Annotated in this window: 15 protein-coding genes; 6 read left to right on the top strand and 9 right to left on the bottom strand. The window is 46.4% G+C overall.

Going from position 1 to position 15,471, the window contains the following annotated elements; translation table 11 throughout:
- Positions 1–354 precede the first annotated feature (354 nt).
- The 3 genes from HH301_RS11675 (at position 355) to HH301_RS11685 (ending at position 1,723) form a co-directional block, all read left to right on the top strand.
- On the top strand, positions 355–720 hold the full coding sequence (locus HH301_RS11675; RefSeq protein ID WP_169569080.1) for an NADH:ubiquinone oxidoreductase subunit NDUFA12: 366 nt from the start codon (positions 355–357) through the stop codon (positions 718–720).
- A 117-nt stretch (positions 721–837) separates the two neighbouring features.
- Positions 838–1,293, top strand: a complete 456-nt coding sequence (gene mlaD, locus HH301_RS11680; RefSeq protein WP_169569081.1) for an outer membrane lipid asymmetry maintenance protein MlaD — start codon at positions 838–840, stop codon at positions 1,291–1,293.
- Positions 1,294–1,297: 4 nt separating this feature from the next.
- Positions 1,298–1,723, top strand: coding sequence for a DUF2155 domain-containing protein (locus HH301_RS11685; RefSeq protein WP_206378277.1), 426 nt, complete (start codon positions 1,298–1,300; stop codon positions 1,721–1,723).
- Here HH301_RS11685 and aat read toward each other — a convergent pair.
- From aat to aroQ, 4 genes are read right to left on the bottom strand one after another with little or no spacing between them, the layout of a single operon-like run.
- On the bottom strand, positions 1,660–2,310 hold the full coding sequence (gene aat / locus HH301_RS11690; RefSeq protein ID WP_169569083.1) for a leucyl/phenylalanyl-tRNA--protein transferase: 651 nt from the start codon (positions 2,308–2,310) through the stop codon (positions 1,660–1,662). The two genes, HH301_RS11685 and aat, sit on opposite strands and share 64 nt — an antisense overlap.
- 27 nt (positions 2,311–2,337) lie before the next feature.
- On the bottom strand, positions 2,338–3,681 hold the full coding sequence (accC, locus tag HH301_RS11695; RefSeq protein WP_169569084.1) for an acetyl-CoA carboxylase biotin carboxylase subunit: 1,344 nt from the start codon (positions 3,679–3,681) through the stop codon (positions 2,338–2,340).
- Positions 3,682–3,694: 13 nt separating this feature from the next.
- A complete protein-coding gene (gene accB, locus HH301_RS11700) occupies positions 3,695–4,168 on the bottom strand; it encodes an acetyl-CoA carboxylase biotin carboxyl carrier protein (RefSeq protein ID WP_169569085.1) in 474 nt (157 codons plus the stop codon).
- Positions 4,169–4,184: 16 nt separating this feature from the next.
- Positions 4,185–4,625, bottom strand: a complete 441-nt coding sequence (gene aroQ / locus HH301_RS11705) for a type II 3-dehydroquinate dehydratase (RefSeq protein WP_169569086.1) — start codon at positions 4,623–4,625, stop codon at positions 4,185–4,187.
- A 199-nt stretch (positions 4,626–4,824) separates the two neighbouring features.
- On the opposite strand from aroQ, the gene thiS reads away from it, so the two are divergent.
- Positions 4,825–5,820 (top strand): sulfur carrier protein ThiS, encoded by a 996-nt coding sequence (thiS, locus tag HH301_RS11710; RefSeq protein ID WP_169569087.1) that lies wholly within the window; start codon positions 4,825–4,827, stop codon positions 5,818–5,820.
- A 6-nt stretch (positions 5,821–5,826) separates the two neighbouring features.
- On the opposite strand, the gene HH301_RS11715 is transcribed toward thiS, so the two are convergent.
- From HH301_RS11715 to HH301_RS11730, 4 genes are all read right to left on the bottom strand, one after another.
- Positions 5,827–6,753, bottom strand: coding sequence for a COG3904 family protein (locus HH301_RS11715; RefSeq protein WP_169569088.1), 927 nt, complete (start codon positions 6,751–6,753; stop codon positions 5,827–5,829).
- Positions 6,754–6,841: 88 nt separating this feature from the next.
- Positions 6,842–7,315, bottom strand: a complete 474-nt coding sequence (locus HH301_RS11720; protein ID WP_169569089.1) for a MarR family winged helix-turn-helix transcriptional regulator — start codon at positions 7,313–7,315, stop codon at positions 6,842–6,844.
- Between the two features lie 37 nt (positions 7,316–7,352).
- Positions 7,353–8,123: a DsbA family protein gene (locus HH301_RS11725; protein WP_169569090.1), complete on the bottom strand. Its 771-nt coding sequence runs from the start codon at positions 8,121–8,123 to the stop codon at positions 7,353–7,355.
- Positions 8,124–8,204: 81 nt separating this feature from the next.
- Positions 8,205–9,557 carry a M48 family metalloprotease gene (locus HH301_RS11730; RefSeq protein ID WP_169569091.1) on the bottom strand — a complete coding sequence of 451 codons (1,353 nt, stop codon included), beginning with the start codon at positions 9,555–9,557 and terminating at the stop codon, positions 8,205–8,207.
- Here HH301_RS11730 and HH301_RS11735 point away from each other — a divergent pair.
- Both HH301_RS11735 and HH301_RS11740 read left to right on the top strand, forming a co-directional pair.
- Positions 9,523–11,064: a gamma-glutamyltransferase gene (locus HH301_RS11735; RefSeq protein ID WP_169569092.1), complete on the top strand. Its 1,542-nt coding sequence runs from the start codon at positions 9,523–9,525 to the stop codon at positions 11,062–11,064. The genes HH301_RS11730 and HH301_RS11735 overlap by 35 nt on opposite strands.
- Positions 11,065–11,099: 35 nt before the next feature.
- Positions 11,100–12,239, top strand: coding sequence for an aminotransferase class I/II-fold pyridoxal phosphate-dependent enzyme (locus HH301_RS11740; protein ID WP_206378278.1), 1,140 nt, complete (start codon positions 11,100–11,102; stop codon positions 12,237–12,239).
- 32 nt (positions 12,240–12,271) lie between these two features.
- Here HH301_RS11740 and HH301_RS11745 read toward each other — a convergent pair whose 3' ends face one another.
- Positions 12,272–14,962, bottom strand: a complete 2,691-nt coding sequence (locus tag HH301_RS11745) for a ribonuclease E/G (protein WP_169569093.1) — start codon at positions 14,960–14,962, stop codon at positions 12,272–12,274.
- Between the last annotated feature and the right edge of the window lie 509 nt (positions 14,963–15,471).

The raw sequence follows: 15,471 nt of genomic DNA on the forward strand, positions 1-15,471 counted from the left end.
TGCATAGCCAGACTTCGGAAGTCAATAGCTAGTATAACTACATTTTGTGTGATTTTGTTCCGCTGTGTCCTATATGTCGTGGATTATTGCGGTTTTGTGACTATAGCAATTAACCATGACGTAATTCCAAATTTTTGATTTTTTGTAATCGTGTAAAAATGCCACTCGTTTTCCTGTGGAAGACAGCCCCATTTGGCAGAATCAAACTGCTAAAGTACTGAATAGATTATCAGCGTAAAATGAGCACAGAATTGGGTAATTTTGCGCAAATCTTCTAAAGAAGCTCTGGACTGATCCGGTCTCTAGTGCCATATTCCAGCAAAACTTCAATGATTTCTGACGAAAGTGAAAGTGATGGCAACAGTTGGAACTCGTCTGTTCACCTGGTGGAAAGGTGATCTGGTTGGTGAAGATCAATTTGGCAATAAGTATTATAAAGAAAAAGGGAACCCGACAGGGCCCTTTGGTCGGGAACGTCGTTGGGTGATTTATAAAGGTCGTCCAGAAGCCTCAAAAGTTCCAGCCGCTTGGCATATTTGGTTGCATTACACCACGGACCTGCTGCCCGATCAGCAATCTTTTGAACGCAACACATGGGAAGAAGAGCATTTGCCAAACTTGTCTGGAACGAATATGGCCTATCACCCAGGTGGGTCGGTTGTTGTTTCAGGTGAACGTCAGAAAAGCACTACTGACTACGAAGCCTGGAAGCCTGAATAAGGCTAATGAAATGTCAACTGTCAGACTTAGTTCTGACAAGTTATCCAGTTATCGACATACTGGATTACGGTTTCTGAGGTTATTGCCAAGGCAGATAATGTTTTAAGGGGAACAAAATTGGGAAATAATATCGTTGAAACAATCATTGGCGCTGTTGTTCTGGCTTTCGCAGCCATCTTCCTGATTTTTGCCTATAGAACCGCTGATCTTGGGGGCGGAGGAAATGGCGTTAATCTAACGGCGCGTTTTGACAAGGTAGATGGGTTGACGGTCGGTAGTGATGTTCGAATGAGTGGCATCAAAATCGGGACCGTTACAAGCCAAGAACTGGATAGTCAGACATTCCAGGCAGTTATCGGGATCAGCATCGCAGACAATATTCAATTGCCTGAGGATACCGCTGCCAAAATTTCGTCTGAAAGCCTTTTAGGTGGTAGCTATCTTGAACTGGAGCCTGGCGGGGCAGATGAAGTCCTCGCAAATGGCGATGAGATTACTTATACCCAAAGTGCTGTTAGTCTGATGGATCTTATTGGCCAGGCAATATTCAGCGCATCCAGCGGGGATGACTAGTTCCTTGTTAGTCCAACCAGTAGATTTGCGTAAATTGGTCTTTTTGAGTGGCCTGGCTATCTTGTTGGGCCTTTCCCCAACGACCAGTTCTGCGGAAAATCTGGTTGGCGAGGCTGCCGTTCTTAGAACCTTGGACAAGGTGACGGCCCGAACTCAAGATCTCACTATACCTGTCGGAAGTTCTATCAAGTACGGGACATTGGAAATCACGGTACAAAAATGCCTTAAGCGTCCACCAGAAGAAACTCCTGAGACTTATACTTTTGTAGAAATAGATGAACTCCAACAGGACGAAGATCCCAAAGCCTTGTTTATGGGGTGGATGATGGCCTCAAGCCCAGCTTTAAATGCTCTGGAGCATCCTGTTTATGATGTCTGGGTGATAGATTGCAAAATAGCCTCTGAAGAGCAATCTAAAGGTAGTGAATAAAAATTTGCTGAAACTTTAAGCGCATCGTTCAGTCTGCGATGGTACTCTTCTCGCGAAATTTCGATCGCTCCTAAACTTGCCAAATGATCTGTTAAAAATTGAGTATCCAAAAGCTTGAAGTTGCCTGCTCTTAACCGGGCAACAAGTGCGGTCAGAGCAATTTTGCTGGTGTCTGCCTCTCGTGAAAACATACTTTCGCCGCAAAAAGCTCCGGCAAATGAGACACCATATAATCCACCGACAAGTTTATCTTCTTTCCAAACTTCGACGGAATGTGCATTGCCTCGTTGATGGAGTTCTGTGTAAAGGTCGAGAATGGTTCGATTGATCCAAGTGTTTTTGCGACCACGGGCAGGGGCGGCGCACTCTTTCATGATCTGCCGAAAACAAGTATCAACTGTAATTTTGTAGGGCTCTTGCCGCATTTTTTTTCTGAGGCTTCGCGAAACATGGAAATCCTCGAGTGGAAAAATACCGCGACGTTCTGGATCGACCCAGAATATGTCTGGGTCGTCCCGAGTTTCGGCCATGGGAAATATCCCATGCGTGTAGGCATTCAACAGAATTTCTGGTGTTAAAACCGTCATTTTCCGATCCTGCGTAAGAGAAACAGGTTAGCGTTTCTCTTCGATGAATTGTTCAAGCCAATGAATGTTATAGTCACCGGCTTTAAACTCTTCATTTTCAATAAGTGCCTGATGGAGTGGCAGTGTCGTTTTGATACCACCAACAACAAACTCCTCCAACGCTCGCTTTAACCTCAGCAAGCATTCATCACGATTGGAAGCATGAACGATCAGTTTGGCGATCAAGCTATCGTAATAGGGGGGAACGCTGTAGCCCGCATAAAGCGCAGAATCAACTCGAACACCTAGACCACCAGGTGCATGAAAATCGAGTACAGGGCCAGGTGAGGCTGCAAATGTATTTGGATCCTCTGCCGTAATCCGGCATTCAATGGAATGACCACTGAATGTAATGTCCTCTTGTTTAAGCTCGAGTGGGTGCCCAGCAGCGACCTTGATCTGTTCCCTTACAAGGTCAAGTCCTGTAACCATCTCGGTAACGGGATGCTCAACCTGCAAACGGGTGTTCATTTCAATGAAGTAGAACTGATCGTTTTCGAAAAGAAATTCAATCGTTCCGACGCCTTCATATCCCATTTCACGAACAGCACTTGCGACTGTTTCTCCGATTTCGTCTCGAAGTTCTGGCTTCAAGGCAGGGGAAGGTGTCTCTTCCAGCGCTTTTTGGTGGCGACGTTGTAAGGAACAGTCCCGTTCACCTAGATGAACAACATTACCTTTACCATCAGCAAGGATCTGGATTTCAATGTGCCGCGGAGTACCGAGATATTTTTCGATGTAGACAGCATTATCACCAAACGCCAATTGGCTTTCAGCCCGTGCAGAAGAGTAGGCTTCTGAAATCTTTTCTGCAGATTCGGCAACCTTCATGCCACGCCCACCGCCACCAGCGGAGGCTTTAATAATCACAGGATAGCCAATTTCGGCGGCAATTTTTTGTGCTTCTTCTAGTGATTTAACTTCACCGTCTGAGCCAGGTACGCAAGGAACACCAAATTTTTTCATGGTGTCTTTCGCCGCTATTTTATCACCCATCAAACGAATGTGATCAGCTGATGGACCGATGAACTTGATGCCGTGGGCAGTGACTATATCCACAAATTTAGCATTCTCAGAGAGAAAGCCATAGCCAGGATGTATGGCATCAGCATTGGTAACTTCAGCAGCTGAGATGATTGCGGGCATGTTCAGATAGCTCAAAGTGGAGCTAGCCGGTCCAATGCAAACACTTTCATCAGCAAGACGAACATGCATCGCGTTTGCGTCAGCCTCTGAATGAACAGCGACGGTTCGGATTCCCATTTCGCGGCAGGCCCGATGAATTCGAAGGGCTATCTCTCCGCGATTGGCGATGAGGATCTTTTCAAACATATGATCTAGGCGCTCACTCAATAATGACTAAAGGCTGTCCGAATTCCACTGGCGTGGCATCTTCAACCAAAACATCCAAAACTTTACCGCCTTTTGGAGCGGCGATTGGATTCATTGTTTTCATGGCTTCTACAATCAGCAGTGTCTGGCCTTGTGATACGGAATCGCCGACTTTAATAAAGTTTGCTGCACCGGGTTCCGGTGCCAGATAGGCGGTTCCCACCATCGGAGATTTCACTGCACCTGGATGATTTTCAGCATCGGACGCAGTGGGTGCTGAAACCTCTACGGCTGCTGCTGGTGCACTGACTGGAGCTGCGGCTGTGGCAACCGGTGCGGCAACGGTCGTTGCGGTAACTGCAGAAGTTCCCCGTGATACCCTTAAGCGATGATTTCCAGACTCTACCTCGATCTCACCAAGACCTGTTTCATTCATAATCTCGGCAAGGTCACGGATAATGTCTTTGTCGATATCAAGTTTACTCATTGTGGTCGACTTTTCTCTATTGTTTAAAGTTGTCAGCAAGCGCCTCAAGGGCAAGTAGATAGCTGGTTACGCCAAATCCACATATCACACCAAGCGCTGCTGGTGATATGTAACTATGGTGCCGGAATGGTTCTCTAGCGAAAGTGTTAGAAAGATGGACTTCCACCGCGGGCAGTCCAACCGCCTTTAACGCATCATGTAACGCAACTGAGGTGTGCGTGAAAGCACCGGCATTTAAAATAATACCATCCTGTTGTCCGTAGGCATGTTGAATAGCATCGATGAGCTCACCTTCATGATTGCTTTGCAGGAAGCTGACTTCCAGACCAAGCTTGGTGGCTTTATCGCGGCAGATCAGTTCAACATCATCAAGCGTCGTAGTCCCATAAATATGAGGCTCACGAACACCGAGCATGTTGAGATTTGGTCCATTTAATATCAGAACAGATTTTTCCATTCAAACCCCTGAACGACTTAAAGTCGGATAGTAGTTGCCCACTTATAAAGAAGTTTTTCCAGATGATAAAGCCGTACGAACTATTATTATGAATAAAGTGTTACAATGGGTATTATCAAAGGTTGCAACGAACTCTTATGAGACCCATAATCCGCCAAGAATTTTCAATTTTATCCACAGTAGAAGCAAGGTAAGTTCCATGCACCTCACCATAAATGGGGAAAATCATCAGTTTGAAGTCGCTTTAACTCTTTCCTCCCTTCTTAAGCAATTGGACTTGGATGGAAGTAAAGTCGCTATTGAGCGAAACTTGGAAATTGTTCCAAAATCCACTTACGATTCTGTCATGCTGGCAGATGGCGATAAACTGGAAATTGTCCATTTTATTGGGGGCGGACACAGTGTCACTGACCCCAATTCAGATGAAAATGACAATTTAATCGTCGCGGGTAGAACCTTAAAATCCAGACTTATTGTGGGAACTGGTAAGTACAAGGATTTTGAAGAAACCAAACTTGCCATCGAAGCTTCGGGTGCGGATATGGTGACCGTGGCGGTACGTAGGGTGAATATTACGGATCGAAATCAGCCAATGCTTGTCGATTATGTGGATCCTAAGAAATATGTGTATTTACCGAATACGGCCTTTTGTTACACGGCCGATGAAGCTTTACGGACGTTACGGCTTGCCCGTGAAGCCGGTGGATGGGATTTGGTGAAACTTGAGGTTTTAGGCCACGAGAAAACACTTTATCCAAATATGGTTGAAACTCTAAAGGCGGCAAGAACCCTCATCGATGAGGGTTTTAAAGTGATGGTTTATTGCTCTGATGACCCGATCATGTGCCAAGAACTAGAGGATATGGGGTGCGTTGCGATCATGCCGCTGGGCGCTCCTATTGGTTCGGGTCTTGGAATCCAAAATCCAGTAGGAATTGGAATTATCAAAGAGCAGGCGAAGGTACCGGTAATTGTGGATGCGGGAGTTGGAACTGCTTCTGATGCGACCATCGCGATGGAACTCGGCTGTGATGGCGTTTTAATGAACACGGCCATTGCCCATTCACCTAACCCCATAACAATGGCTTCAGCGATGAAAGACGCCGTGACAGCGGGCCGGAAATCCTTTCTCGCCGGTCGTATGCCCCGCAAGAGTTATGCGGACCCCAGTTCACCGAGAACTGGGTTGATATAACTTTCTCTAATTGGGTGCCGGGCTTGAAATATGTGTGATGACTCCGGCATCCATTAATTCCTCTGTCGACGGATACCACATTTCATCTGCGCGACTTTGGAACATTTTTTCCAAGAACCAGGATCTAACATTCGCAATGGCGTAAAGATTACGGTCCTGTTCCATTTCAGCTTTTGCATCAAAATTAAGAACGTCGTAGCCGGCGTCGATCCGATACTGATGGAAGCCAAGTTTGGCCCCCGGGTTCAACTTTCGGCTCTTTCCACCAATAAAAACGGTCGTACAGGCAGAACTACATTCAGTTTCAACAAATGTCGCGAGTCCCTTTTCCCGGATCATTTTTGAGATGCCCCGAGCTTCATAAATATTGCCGCCAGGGCTTGTAAGGGCCACCGTGTGCAGATTTGGGTGTCTTTCCAGCAATTTTGCAAATACCTTGGTAACGCCTAATTCAATTGAACCTGTGAATGCGAGGGTATATCCGTCTTCGGAGGGGGTAAACTTATAGCGACTTGCGCGTTCTGCATCTCTTTTGGCTTGCCAAACTTTATCATCAGGCGCCGGTAGCGTCATTTGCCATGCGCCGTAGGCATATGTTGCGGTTAGCCAGAAAGCCAGAATAACACCGACCTGAGCGCCCCAAAAGTTGGCCATAGCCATTGTTCCATTTTCTTTGAGGTAAGCCTCTGCAGATCGAAAAACACCAAGTATCTGCCATGTAAATACAATGCCATGGAATAAAATCATGAGGAAAAGGACTTCGCTCCGGAAGGCTGTATAATCTGCACCTTTAACAGGGCTTAGCCAATCCTGGGTGATAAAGATGAGGGCTCGAAGAAGGATGAAGTTGACCCAGAATGACCATGCGAAACTTTGCCGTCCATACCAATGATCAGCAATATAATTTTTTGTGTGTTGCAGTGGTTTCAGCATAGACATTCCTATGTCTGAATATCTTCTTGTCTAAATTTTGCCTGTGACCTCAAAAGCAGTAATTGCAGGCAAGGCGATCACCATCCGATTAATCCGTTGAAATCATACTTTTTGCGACTTGATCCGCAGACTGATCAAGTTTCATAAGTATTGAGTTAAGGCTCTGTTTTTCTTCCTGACTGAGGATAGATAACAGTTGTTTTTCGTACTCTAGGGCAAGTGGGATAATTCGGATTAACACGTCTTCGCCTTCTGAAGTCAAGAAAAGGGCGAATGATCGTCTGTCTTTTGCGACTGTTTTGCGGATCAGTCGTCCCGCCTTTTCCAGCTTATCGATTGCGCGACTGATATTGACCTTATCAAGCGATGCGAGCTCACCGACTTCTCGGGCAGTTAAACCGGGTTGCTCCCCAAGGATCGCTACAATACGCCATTCATGGATCGAGAGATCAAATTGGTTTGAGTAACTCTCGGCAAGAGTTCGACTAATGATGCCCGAAAGCTTGGTCAGGCGGTAAGGCAGAAAATTCTGTAACTTCAGGGGTGTTGTCTTTGTGGTCATTCCCTATATTCGGTGATTGACTGTAAAAGAACAATCTTTAGTTGGTCGTTGAGTTATTTTTTGTCTCTCTGGCGTTTTGAACCAAACTCATCATCTGTTGAGGTGGAATTGCGCCTGCTGCGATCCGATCTCCGATGACGAAGGCTGGCGTACCAGATATTTCCAGAGCGTTTGCGAGGCTATATGTTTGATTGATTTTCTGACTAATGTCTTCAGATTTCATGTCTTGTTCAAGCTGTGCGACGTTTAAACCAACCTCTTCAGCAATATTCAGGACCTTGGGACCGCTAAGATTGCCTCTGCTTTCCATCAAAGCAATGTGAAATTCCATATACTTTCCTTGGGCAATTGATGCCATTGCGGCGCGACTGGCGAAAACTGATGAATCACCTAGGATGGGGAACTCTTTTAGAACCAAACGCACATTTCCATCAGCTTTGACTACTTGCATTAGATCCGGAAAACTTTTCTTACAGTAACCGCAGCGATAATCAAAAAACTCAACGATGGTGACATCACCATCTGGATTACCTGCTACAAAACTGAAACCGTCATTTTCAAGAGCTTTGCGGTGCAGATCCAACGCTTGTCGTTCTCGATTTTGTTTGGCTTCCGCGTCCGCGAGTTGAAGCTTCTGAATCATTTCCCGGATAATGGTAGGGTTTTCTAGAAGGTATGCGCGTACCTTGTTACCAAACTGTTCATCGTTTCGCGATTTGCCGAGTTGATAGAACTGAGCTCCAGCAAGAGCGATAAGACCTGCAATTAACAGACAAAGCAGAATTAGAACGCGATTGTTTTTGGACATTTAAACCCTAACTGACGTCAAAAGATTTATAACGAATATACGAATGTGAAGGGTAAATCAAAGCACATCCATGTGAGGTGGTTAGCTTTTGTCTTTCAGCAGGTTTTTTGAAATGGCGATAATATCGTCAGCCCTAAGATATCCAGGGGTTCCAACTGGAAAAAGATTTTGTGCCCGCTTTGCATGAAAAGACGCCTTTTGGGCATTACCTAAAAGCATAAATCGCTCAGCTGAGGCTAACGCTAAATTGGCTTCATCTCCAATCCGGCTGTAAGCAGTGGCCAATTGATACCAGGTTCGGCTGTTATTCGGATCATAGGCAAGGGCGGTTTTTAAGGTATCAACCGCTTCCTGGTCTGTTTGTGGTTGATTATTCGCAATCAACGATGTGCCGTAGAGTGTCAGAATTAAGGGCTCATATGGCGCTATTTCAGTTGCTGTCTTTAAAGGCGCGAGGGAGGCCGCAATATTCCCGTTCTCGTAAAGCATTTGCCCCTTTAGCTCATAAAAGTAAGGGTTTGTGGGATTTTCTAAAAGCAAGCTATCAATTTCCTTTAACCCTTTTTCGATATCAGGATGGCGGAAATAGGCAATCGCACGGGCGTAGCGGGCAAACTCACTTTTATCTTCAGGTGGGTATTGTTTAAGCGTTTCACGCAAGTTTTCGGTAAACCCAACCAGTTTTGCCTGAATGAATTTCAACGCACGAATATCTTGAGGGGAATCTGGAACGTCCCGATAGGGTGATTTTTCCACCTGCCTTGCGAGAGCGGCGATCCTTTCATTGTTTATCGGGTGGCTCCGCCAATAGGGATCGACTTTTCCGTAACTTATTTGTTCGTTTTGTTCGAGAATACGAAGGAACTCCATCATACCGCGTCCGGAGGTCCCAGTTCTTTCCAAATATCGCAATGAAGCCTGATCCGCTGAAGATTCCTGCTCCCTGCTATATTTAAGAAAAGATTTTTGGGCGAGGGCCTGAGCGCCCCCAACAACTGCTACACCACCTTCAGCACCACCGGCAATAACAGCTGCAGCTCCCAACAAATAGCCAATGATGGATTTGGTGGTTGCATTTTTTAAGGCCTCTTGCGTTCGGGCAAGATGACCGCCAGCAATATGGCCAGTTTCATGGGCGATAATGCCCTTTAGTTGACTTGGACTTTCAACCCTTTCCAACAACCCGGTAAAGAAGAACATTCGCTGACCGCCAGCGACAAACGCATTTATAACCTTGTTATTGATCAGATGAATTGAGACATCATTTGCATTAAGTCCTGCTGCCGTAAAGAGAGGGGTTGCGTAGGACCGCAGGGTATGCTCAATTTCAGCATCCCGGATATAGGAAAGCTTTGGTTGATTAGCTGCAACCGGTTGCGTGAAAAAGGCCGATACCAGAATGACCGACAAAAATGTTGTAAATCGTTTGTTCAACAGTTCATTCCCTTTGTTGAACTTTAAAGTTAAGAAGTGTCATAGCTCTCGTCAATGGAAGGCTCTAACATCTTTACTCGCTGCAGGCTCACTTTTATTTTTGGCGGCTTGCGAAGATAGCTCCACAACCCAACTTGGCGTAATCGGCAGTGTTGAGGGCCCACTTGGGGGAGCAGCGGCTGATGAGCCACGCGCTGTATTGATCGCTGAAGATATTCTGTCAGCCGGAGGAACTGCCGCGGACGCGGCCACGGCACTTTATTTTACCCTTTCTGTAACCTATCCCGTCGCAGGTTCCTTAGGGGGCGGTGGTGAATGTCTTGCCTATAGCAAGCAAAACAACCGGATAGATAATCTGAAGTTTCCCGTTGGTGTTGGAGAGAAGGGGGGTGCCATTGGTATCCCAGGAAATATACGCGGCTTTGCTGCTCTTCATGCGCGCTACGGAAAACTGAGTTGGTCCAGCTTGCTGGCTCCGGCTGAGAAGCTGGCGAACTTCGGCGAAAATATGTCTCGGGCACAGTATATGGCCATGGCTGATGCTGGTCGGGATTTATATCTAGATCGTCAATTGCGAGAGTTATATCTGAGCGAGGACGGTACCCTTAAAAAGGAGGGATCTCGAATTCAGCAAATACGTCTGTCTTCCGTCTTGAGTAATATCCGCTCTAACGGCGGTGCTTTCTTCTATTCAGGTAATCTTGCGAAAGCCTTTATTGAAGAAGCAAATCGGATAGGGGGCGAGCTAACAACCACTGACCTTGTGTATTACAGGCCCGTTTGGCAGCAGGCGAATACATTTGATGTGGATGTTTTGACTGTCGGCACGTCAAACAGTGAATATGGAAAACTGTTTCAAAGTGTTTGGCAAAAAATGTTTCAGGGTAAAGGTTTCTTGCATATTGGAACTGATATTTCCTATGAGAAATTAGCTGAGTCTTCAGCAACTACATTCAAGGACTATGCCCGATATAATCCGTTCGGTGCGGGTGGACAGACCTCTTTCGTAACAGCAGATAATGAGGGTAATGCAGTTGCTTGTGTCGTTGGGCTAGGAAAACCATTCGGTTCAGGAAATGTTGGATCTATATCTGGAATCGTTCTTGCTGAACCTTTAACCGATAAGGATGCGGCCTTTCCAACGACACCAGTTCTCATCATGAACCGCCCCAATAAACTATTGTTTTATGCGGGAGGGGTAACCGGTGGAGCCGCCGGTACATTGAGTTCTGTATACACGGCGCTCAAGGTGGTTGCTGAAAACAAAAGTTTGGATGAAGCGATCAGAGTGCCTCGCTTGTTTACGATGGGGCCAGGGTTACCTCTGCTTTACGAACGTGGCATTGAGCCTGATGTTTTGCAGGATTTGACCAAGGCCCATCCGGTCATGTTGGAAGTCAACAAAATTGGGTCTGTAAACGCCATACATTGTGCTGAAGGAAAACCTGAATTCTGCCAATCGAGTGCAGATCCAAGAGGGTTTGGACTTTCGATAAATCAGCGATAAATAGAAAAGTGTTATTTTCTTAAGGTAGTTGTCTCGTGATTACAGCATCTCGTGCAGATATTTCGCCCTTTTATGCAATGGAAGTCATGAAGGCTGCCAATAAGAGGGAGGCAGAAGGCAAGCAGGTTTTTCACATGGAGGTTGGCCAGCCTGCAACTTCCGCCCCGGCTCCTGTTATGGAAGCTGCTAAGAAAGCGCTTGATACTCGACCTATTGGATACACTGAGGCCCTGGGAATTCCAGAATTGAGAGAGGCTATCGCTGGTCACTATCAGAATATGTATGATCTTGACCTTCCGGCAGATCGGATCGTCGTTACAACGGGATCTTCCGCTGGTTTCTTGCTCAGCTTCTTATCCATGTTTAACGCAGGGGATCGGGTTGCCTTGGCGGAACCCGGCTATCCAGCCTACCGCAACATTATGAAGGCGGTTGATTTGAATGCCGTTGGTATTTCTTGTGGTCCAGATACAAACTTCCAGCCCTCTCCGGAATTGTTGGCATCCTTCAGAGATCAATTAGACGGACTGTTAGTTGCCAGTCCTTCAAACCCAACCGGGACTATGCTGACGCCAACGGCATTGAAAGATTTGGTAGATTATTGCAAATCCGAGAAGATTGCCTTTATCTCTGATGAGATTTACCACGGGCTTACATATGGGCAAAAAGCGGTTTCCGCTTTGTCTTACAGCTCGGATGCCGTGATCATAAACTCCTTTTCTAAATATTTTTCGATGACCGGTTGGCGGCTTGGGTGGATGGTAGTGCCCGAAACATTATTGAAACCCATCGAAAAGCTAACGCAAAGTTTGTATATTTCAGCACCTGCAATTAGCCAGTATGCGGCGGTAGAAGCCTTTAATTGTGAAGACGAGCTTGAAGGTTTTATCGGAAATTATGCCCGCAACAGGGATCTGCTTTTAACTGAATTTCCAAAACTAGGTTTAGATAAGCTAGCAGCGGCTGATGGGGCGTTTTACATCTATGCTGATGTCAGCCACCTGACAGATGACAGTATGAAGTTCTGTCAGGAGATGTTGGACGTTACTGGAGTTGCTGCGACCCCGGGAATTGATTTTGATCCCAATCTTGGACACAAATTTGTGCGATTTTCTTTCGCTGGCTCATTTGAAGATATGCGAGGCGCTGTTTATGCCTTGAAAAGCTGGTTATAAAAAAAGGGAGTGAATTTCACTCCCTTTTTAATTTATGACCGACGCCGGTTCCACCAACCTCTACGACGCGGTTTGCGTTCAGTTTTTGGCTCTTCAGTCGTCACCGTCTCTGTCTCAGAGGGGGCAGGAGCCTCAGTGGAAGCTTCGTTAGAAGACTGGGTTTCCGTCACCTGTGCTTCCGAAGGAGCCGTTGATGGAGCATCAGAAGGAGTTTGCTCAGTTTCTTCTTTTGCTTTTGGTTTGCGGCGAGAAGCTCTTTTCGGTTTTTCCTCAATAACTTCTGTAAGAGGGACCATCTCAGGTTCAATCTCTGAGTTTGCTTCTGCTACCGCCATTTCAGCAGCCTTTTCAGAAGTCTTTTCACTTTTCCGCCGACCGCGGCCTCTTCGGGGACGCACCTTTTCGGGTGTTTCTCCCTCTTCGCTACTCTGATTTTCCTCATCGGACTGTTTGGCATCTGAGGTTTCGTCTTCGGATTTTTTCCGACGACCACGGCGAGGTTTGCTTTTCTTCTCCTCACTGGCAGGCTCTTCAGAGGTAGTTGCCGTTTGCGCAGAATCATCAGAAGCAGCAATCGGAATAACAATAACTTCCGGTTCTGAACCGTCTTCAGATGTTACGTCATTTTGATCAGTTTCGTCCGAGGTGGCTGTGCGAGAGCGTCTGCGACCACCCCGTTTGCCACGGCGGCGTTTCCGAGGTTCATCATCTTCAGCGTTTTCAGATGTTTCCTCAGTTTCATTTTCCTGAGTAGCTTCAACGCCCTCTTGCTGATCCTGACGATTGTCCCGATTGTTTTTCCGGCGACGTCTCCGACGGCGACGTTTAGCTGAATTACTTTCACCTTCAGGTTTATCTTCATCTTCCCCTGAACGGTCTTCGATAGGCTCAACGGGACTTTCCTGGACTTGCTGCTGCCGTTGTGGGTTGGGTTCACCTTTTTCACGATCGATCCGATGATCGTTCAAGTTCATGGTCGGGTCTGCCATAATCATGATGGTCAGACCATACAAGGTTTCCAACTCCTGAATGACAGATCGCTTCTGGTTCAGAAGATAAATGGCGACTTCTGTATTCACCGTTACCGTCAAGCGAGAGCTTCTTTCCCGGACACCTTCCTCTTCCAGCGCTCGAATAATTAGCAGAGCTGTAGATTCTGTTGATCGCACAAAACCGGATCCACCACATGTGTGGCATGTGTTTGTAGATGTTTCCAGGAAGGACGGCCGTAGACGTTGACGAGACATCTCCAGAAGGCCAAATGCACTGATGCGACCGACCTGAATACGGGCACGATCAGATTTAAGGCACTCTTTGAGCTTGCGTTCCACTGCTTTGTTGTTGCGATTGTCATCCATATCGATGAAGTCGATCACAATCAAACCTGCAAGGTCCCTGAGACGCAACTGACGGGCAATCTCTTCTGCCGCCTCCATATTGGTCTTAAGGGCAGTTTCCTCGATGCTTCGCTCTTTGGTTGCTTTGCCAGAGTTTACGTCAATTGAAACCAGCGCTTCAGTTGGGTTGATGACAATATAACCACCAGATTTCAACTGAACTTCTGGATTGTACATCGAGGCAAACTGCTGCTCCACCTGAAAACGATGGAAGAGGGGGATACGATCCCGGTAGGGCTGAACCTTTTTGGCATGGCTTGGCATCAGTTTTCGCATGAAATCTTTTGCCGTCCGGTAGCCTTCGTCACCTTCCACAAGGATTTCGTTGATATCCTTGTTGTAAAGATCCCGAATTGACCGTTTAATCAGGTTCGCTTCTTCATACACACAGACAGGCGCGATTGATTTCAGGGTCAATTCCCGAATATCGTCCCACAGCCGCAGAAGAAACTCATAGTCACGCTTGATTTCGACTTTCGTCCGGTTCAAACCAGCGGTTCGAATGATCACACCGATCCCTTCTGGAACCTCCAGTTCGGAAGCGATTTTTTTCAATCGTTTACGGTCTGCCGGATTGCTAATTTTCCGGCTAATACCACCGCCACGGCCCGTATTTGGCATCAAAACACTATAACGCCCAGGAAGCGAGATATAGGTAGTCAGGGCAGCACCTTTGTTACCCCGTTCTTCCTTCACGACCTGTACGAGCAGGATCTGCCGGCGCTTAATGACTTCCTGAATTTTGTAATTCCGCTTGTTAAGCGCTTTACGAGTGATTTCAGGCTCATCATCACCGCCTAAATTCTCAACAACGTCTTCAGCATCGTCATCTACGGTTTCAAGGCCTCCTAGTGTGTCGCCTTCATCGTCAACAACACCTTCTTCATCTTCATCCGGGGATGCTTGAGAAGCCGCGTCAGAACCTTCTTCCGGTTCTGACACATCGGTTTTTTCTGTCTCAGACGATTCAGCTGTTTCACCTTCAGAGGAAGTGGGTGCCTCTAGTTCCTCATCAACTTCATCTTCAGCCTGCTTTTCAGCGAGATTTTCTTCCGCCAGCAATTCTTCCCGATCCGAAACAGGAATTTGATAGTAATCAGGGTGAATTTCTGAAAAGGGAAGAAAACCGTGGCGATTACCACCATACTCAACAAATGCTGCTTGTAGGGATGGTTCGACCCGGGTGACTTTGGCAAGATAAATATTGCCTTTTAATTGTTTCTTTGAGGCTGTTTCGTAATCGAATTCCTCAAGCCGGGTACCTTTTACTATTACTACGCGCGTCTCTTCATCGTGAGACGCGTCAACTAACATACGCGTAGCCATATATAAGCTCCGTGACTGGGATTCCTCCTGTGAGAGGGAAGAATGCAGTCGTATTTTTTGGAAATCGCTAGCGCCGGTCCCATATTACTTTTCGAGTTTTCCCTCAAGTTTACTTAAGGGTCCCCTCATCACCTGGGGTTATCGGCTGCCGGGCCCGCCTACCTTACAAATACAAATAGGGGCGGAACGATTTCAGTTTCACAAATCTTTCTCTGCATTGTCTTGAGCACTGATTTCTGACGCTCAGGGGATCTCTAAAAGATGCCAGCTTAAGCTGTCGAAACCGGCGCCGTCCGGTTGTACAAATTGTACAAGGGGAACTGACCACAGAAACTCACAGGCATGATGATAGTTACTTGTTAGCAACATCACAATTGAATAATTACCCTTTGGGAAAAAAACTTTTGACCCATCGGCATTGATAAACCATTGCCTTGTTTATGACGTTTAGTCATTCCATAATAATGTTATGGTTTAAAAGTAGATCAGGTGAGCTATTTCTCTATTGG

The sequence above is a fragment of the Sneathiella limimaris genome (assembly GCF_012932565.1).
In the GTDB taxonomy this organism is placed as follows: domain Bacteria; phylum Pseudomonadota; class Alphaproteobacteria; order Sneathiellales; family Sneathiellaceae; genus Sneathiella; species Sneathiella limimaris.

Coding starts and splice junctions, on each gene's coding strand:
- aroQ (WP_169569086.1), bottom strand. CDS start 4,625: ATGGAAAAATCTGTTCTGATATTAAATGGACCAAATCTCAACATGCTC.
- HH301_RS11715 (WP_169569088.1), bottom strand. CDS start 6,753: ATGCTGAAACCACTGCAACACACAAAAAATTATATTGCTGATCATTGG.
- accC (WP_169569084.1), bottom strand. CDS start 3,681: ATGTTTGAAAAGATCCTCATCGCCAATCGCGGAGAGATAGCCCTTCGA.
- aat (WP_169569083.1), bottom strand. CDS start 2,310: ATGACGGTTTTAACACCAGAAATTCTGTTGAATGCCTACACGCATGGG.
- HH301_RS11675 (WP_169569080.1), top strand. CDS start 355: ATGGCAACAGTTGGAACTCGTCTGTTCACCTGGTGGAAAGGTGATCTG.
- HH301_RS11720 (WP_169569089.1), bottom strand. CDS start 7,315: ATGACCACAAAGACAACACCCCTGAAGTTACAGAATTTTCTGCCTTAC.
- HH301_RS11745 (WP_169569093.1), bottom strand. CDS start 14,962: ATGGCTACGCGTATGTTAGTTGACGCGTCTCACGATGAAGAGACGCGC.
- accB (WP_169569085.1), bottom strand. CDS start 4,168: ATGAGTAAACTTGATATCGACAAAGACATTATCCGTGACCTTGCCGAG.
- thiS (WP_169569087.1), top strand. CDS start 4,825: ATGCACCTCACCATAAATGGGGAAAATCATCAGTTTGAAGTCGCTTTA.
- HH301_RS11725 (WP_169569090.1), bottom strand. CDS start 8,123: ATGTCCAAAAACAATCGCGTTCTAATTCTGCTTTGTCTGTTAATTGCA.
- HH301_RS11735 (WP_169569092.1), top strand. CDS start 9,523: ATGACCGACAAAAATGTTGTAAATCGTTTGTTCAACAGTTCATTCCCT.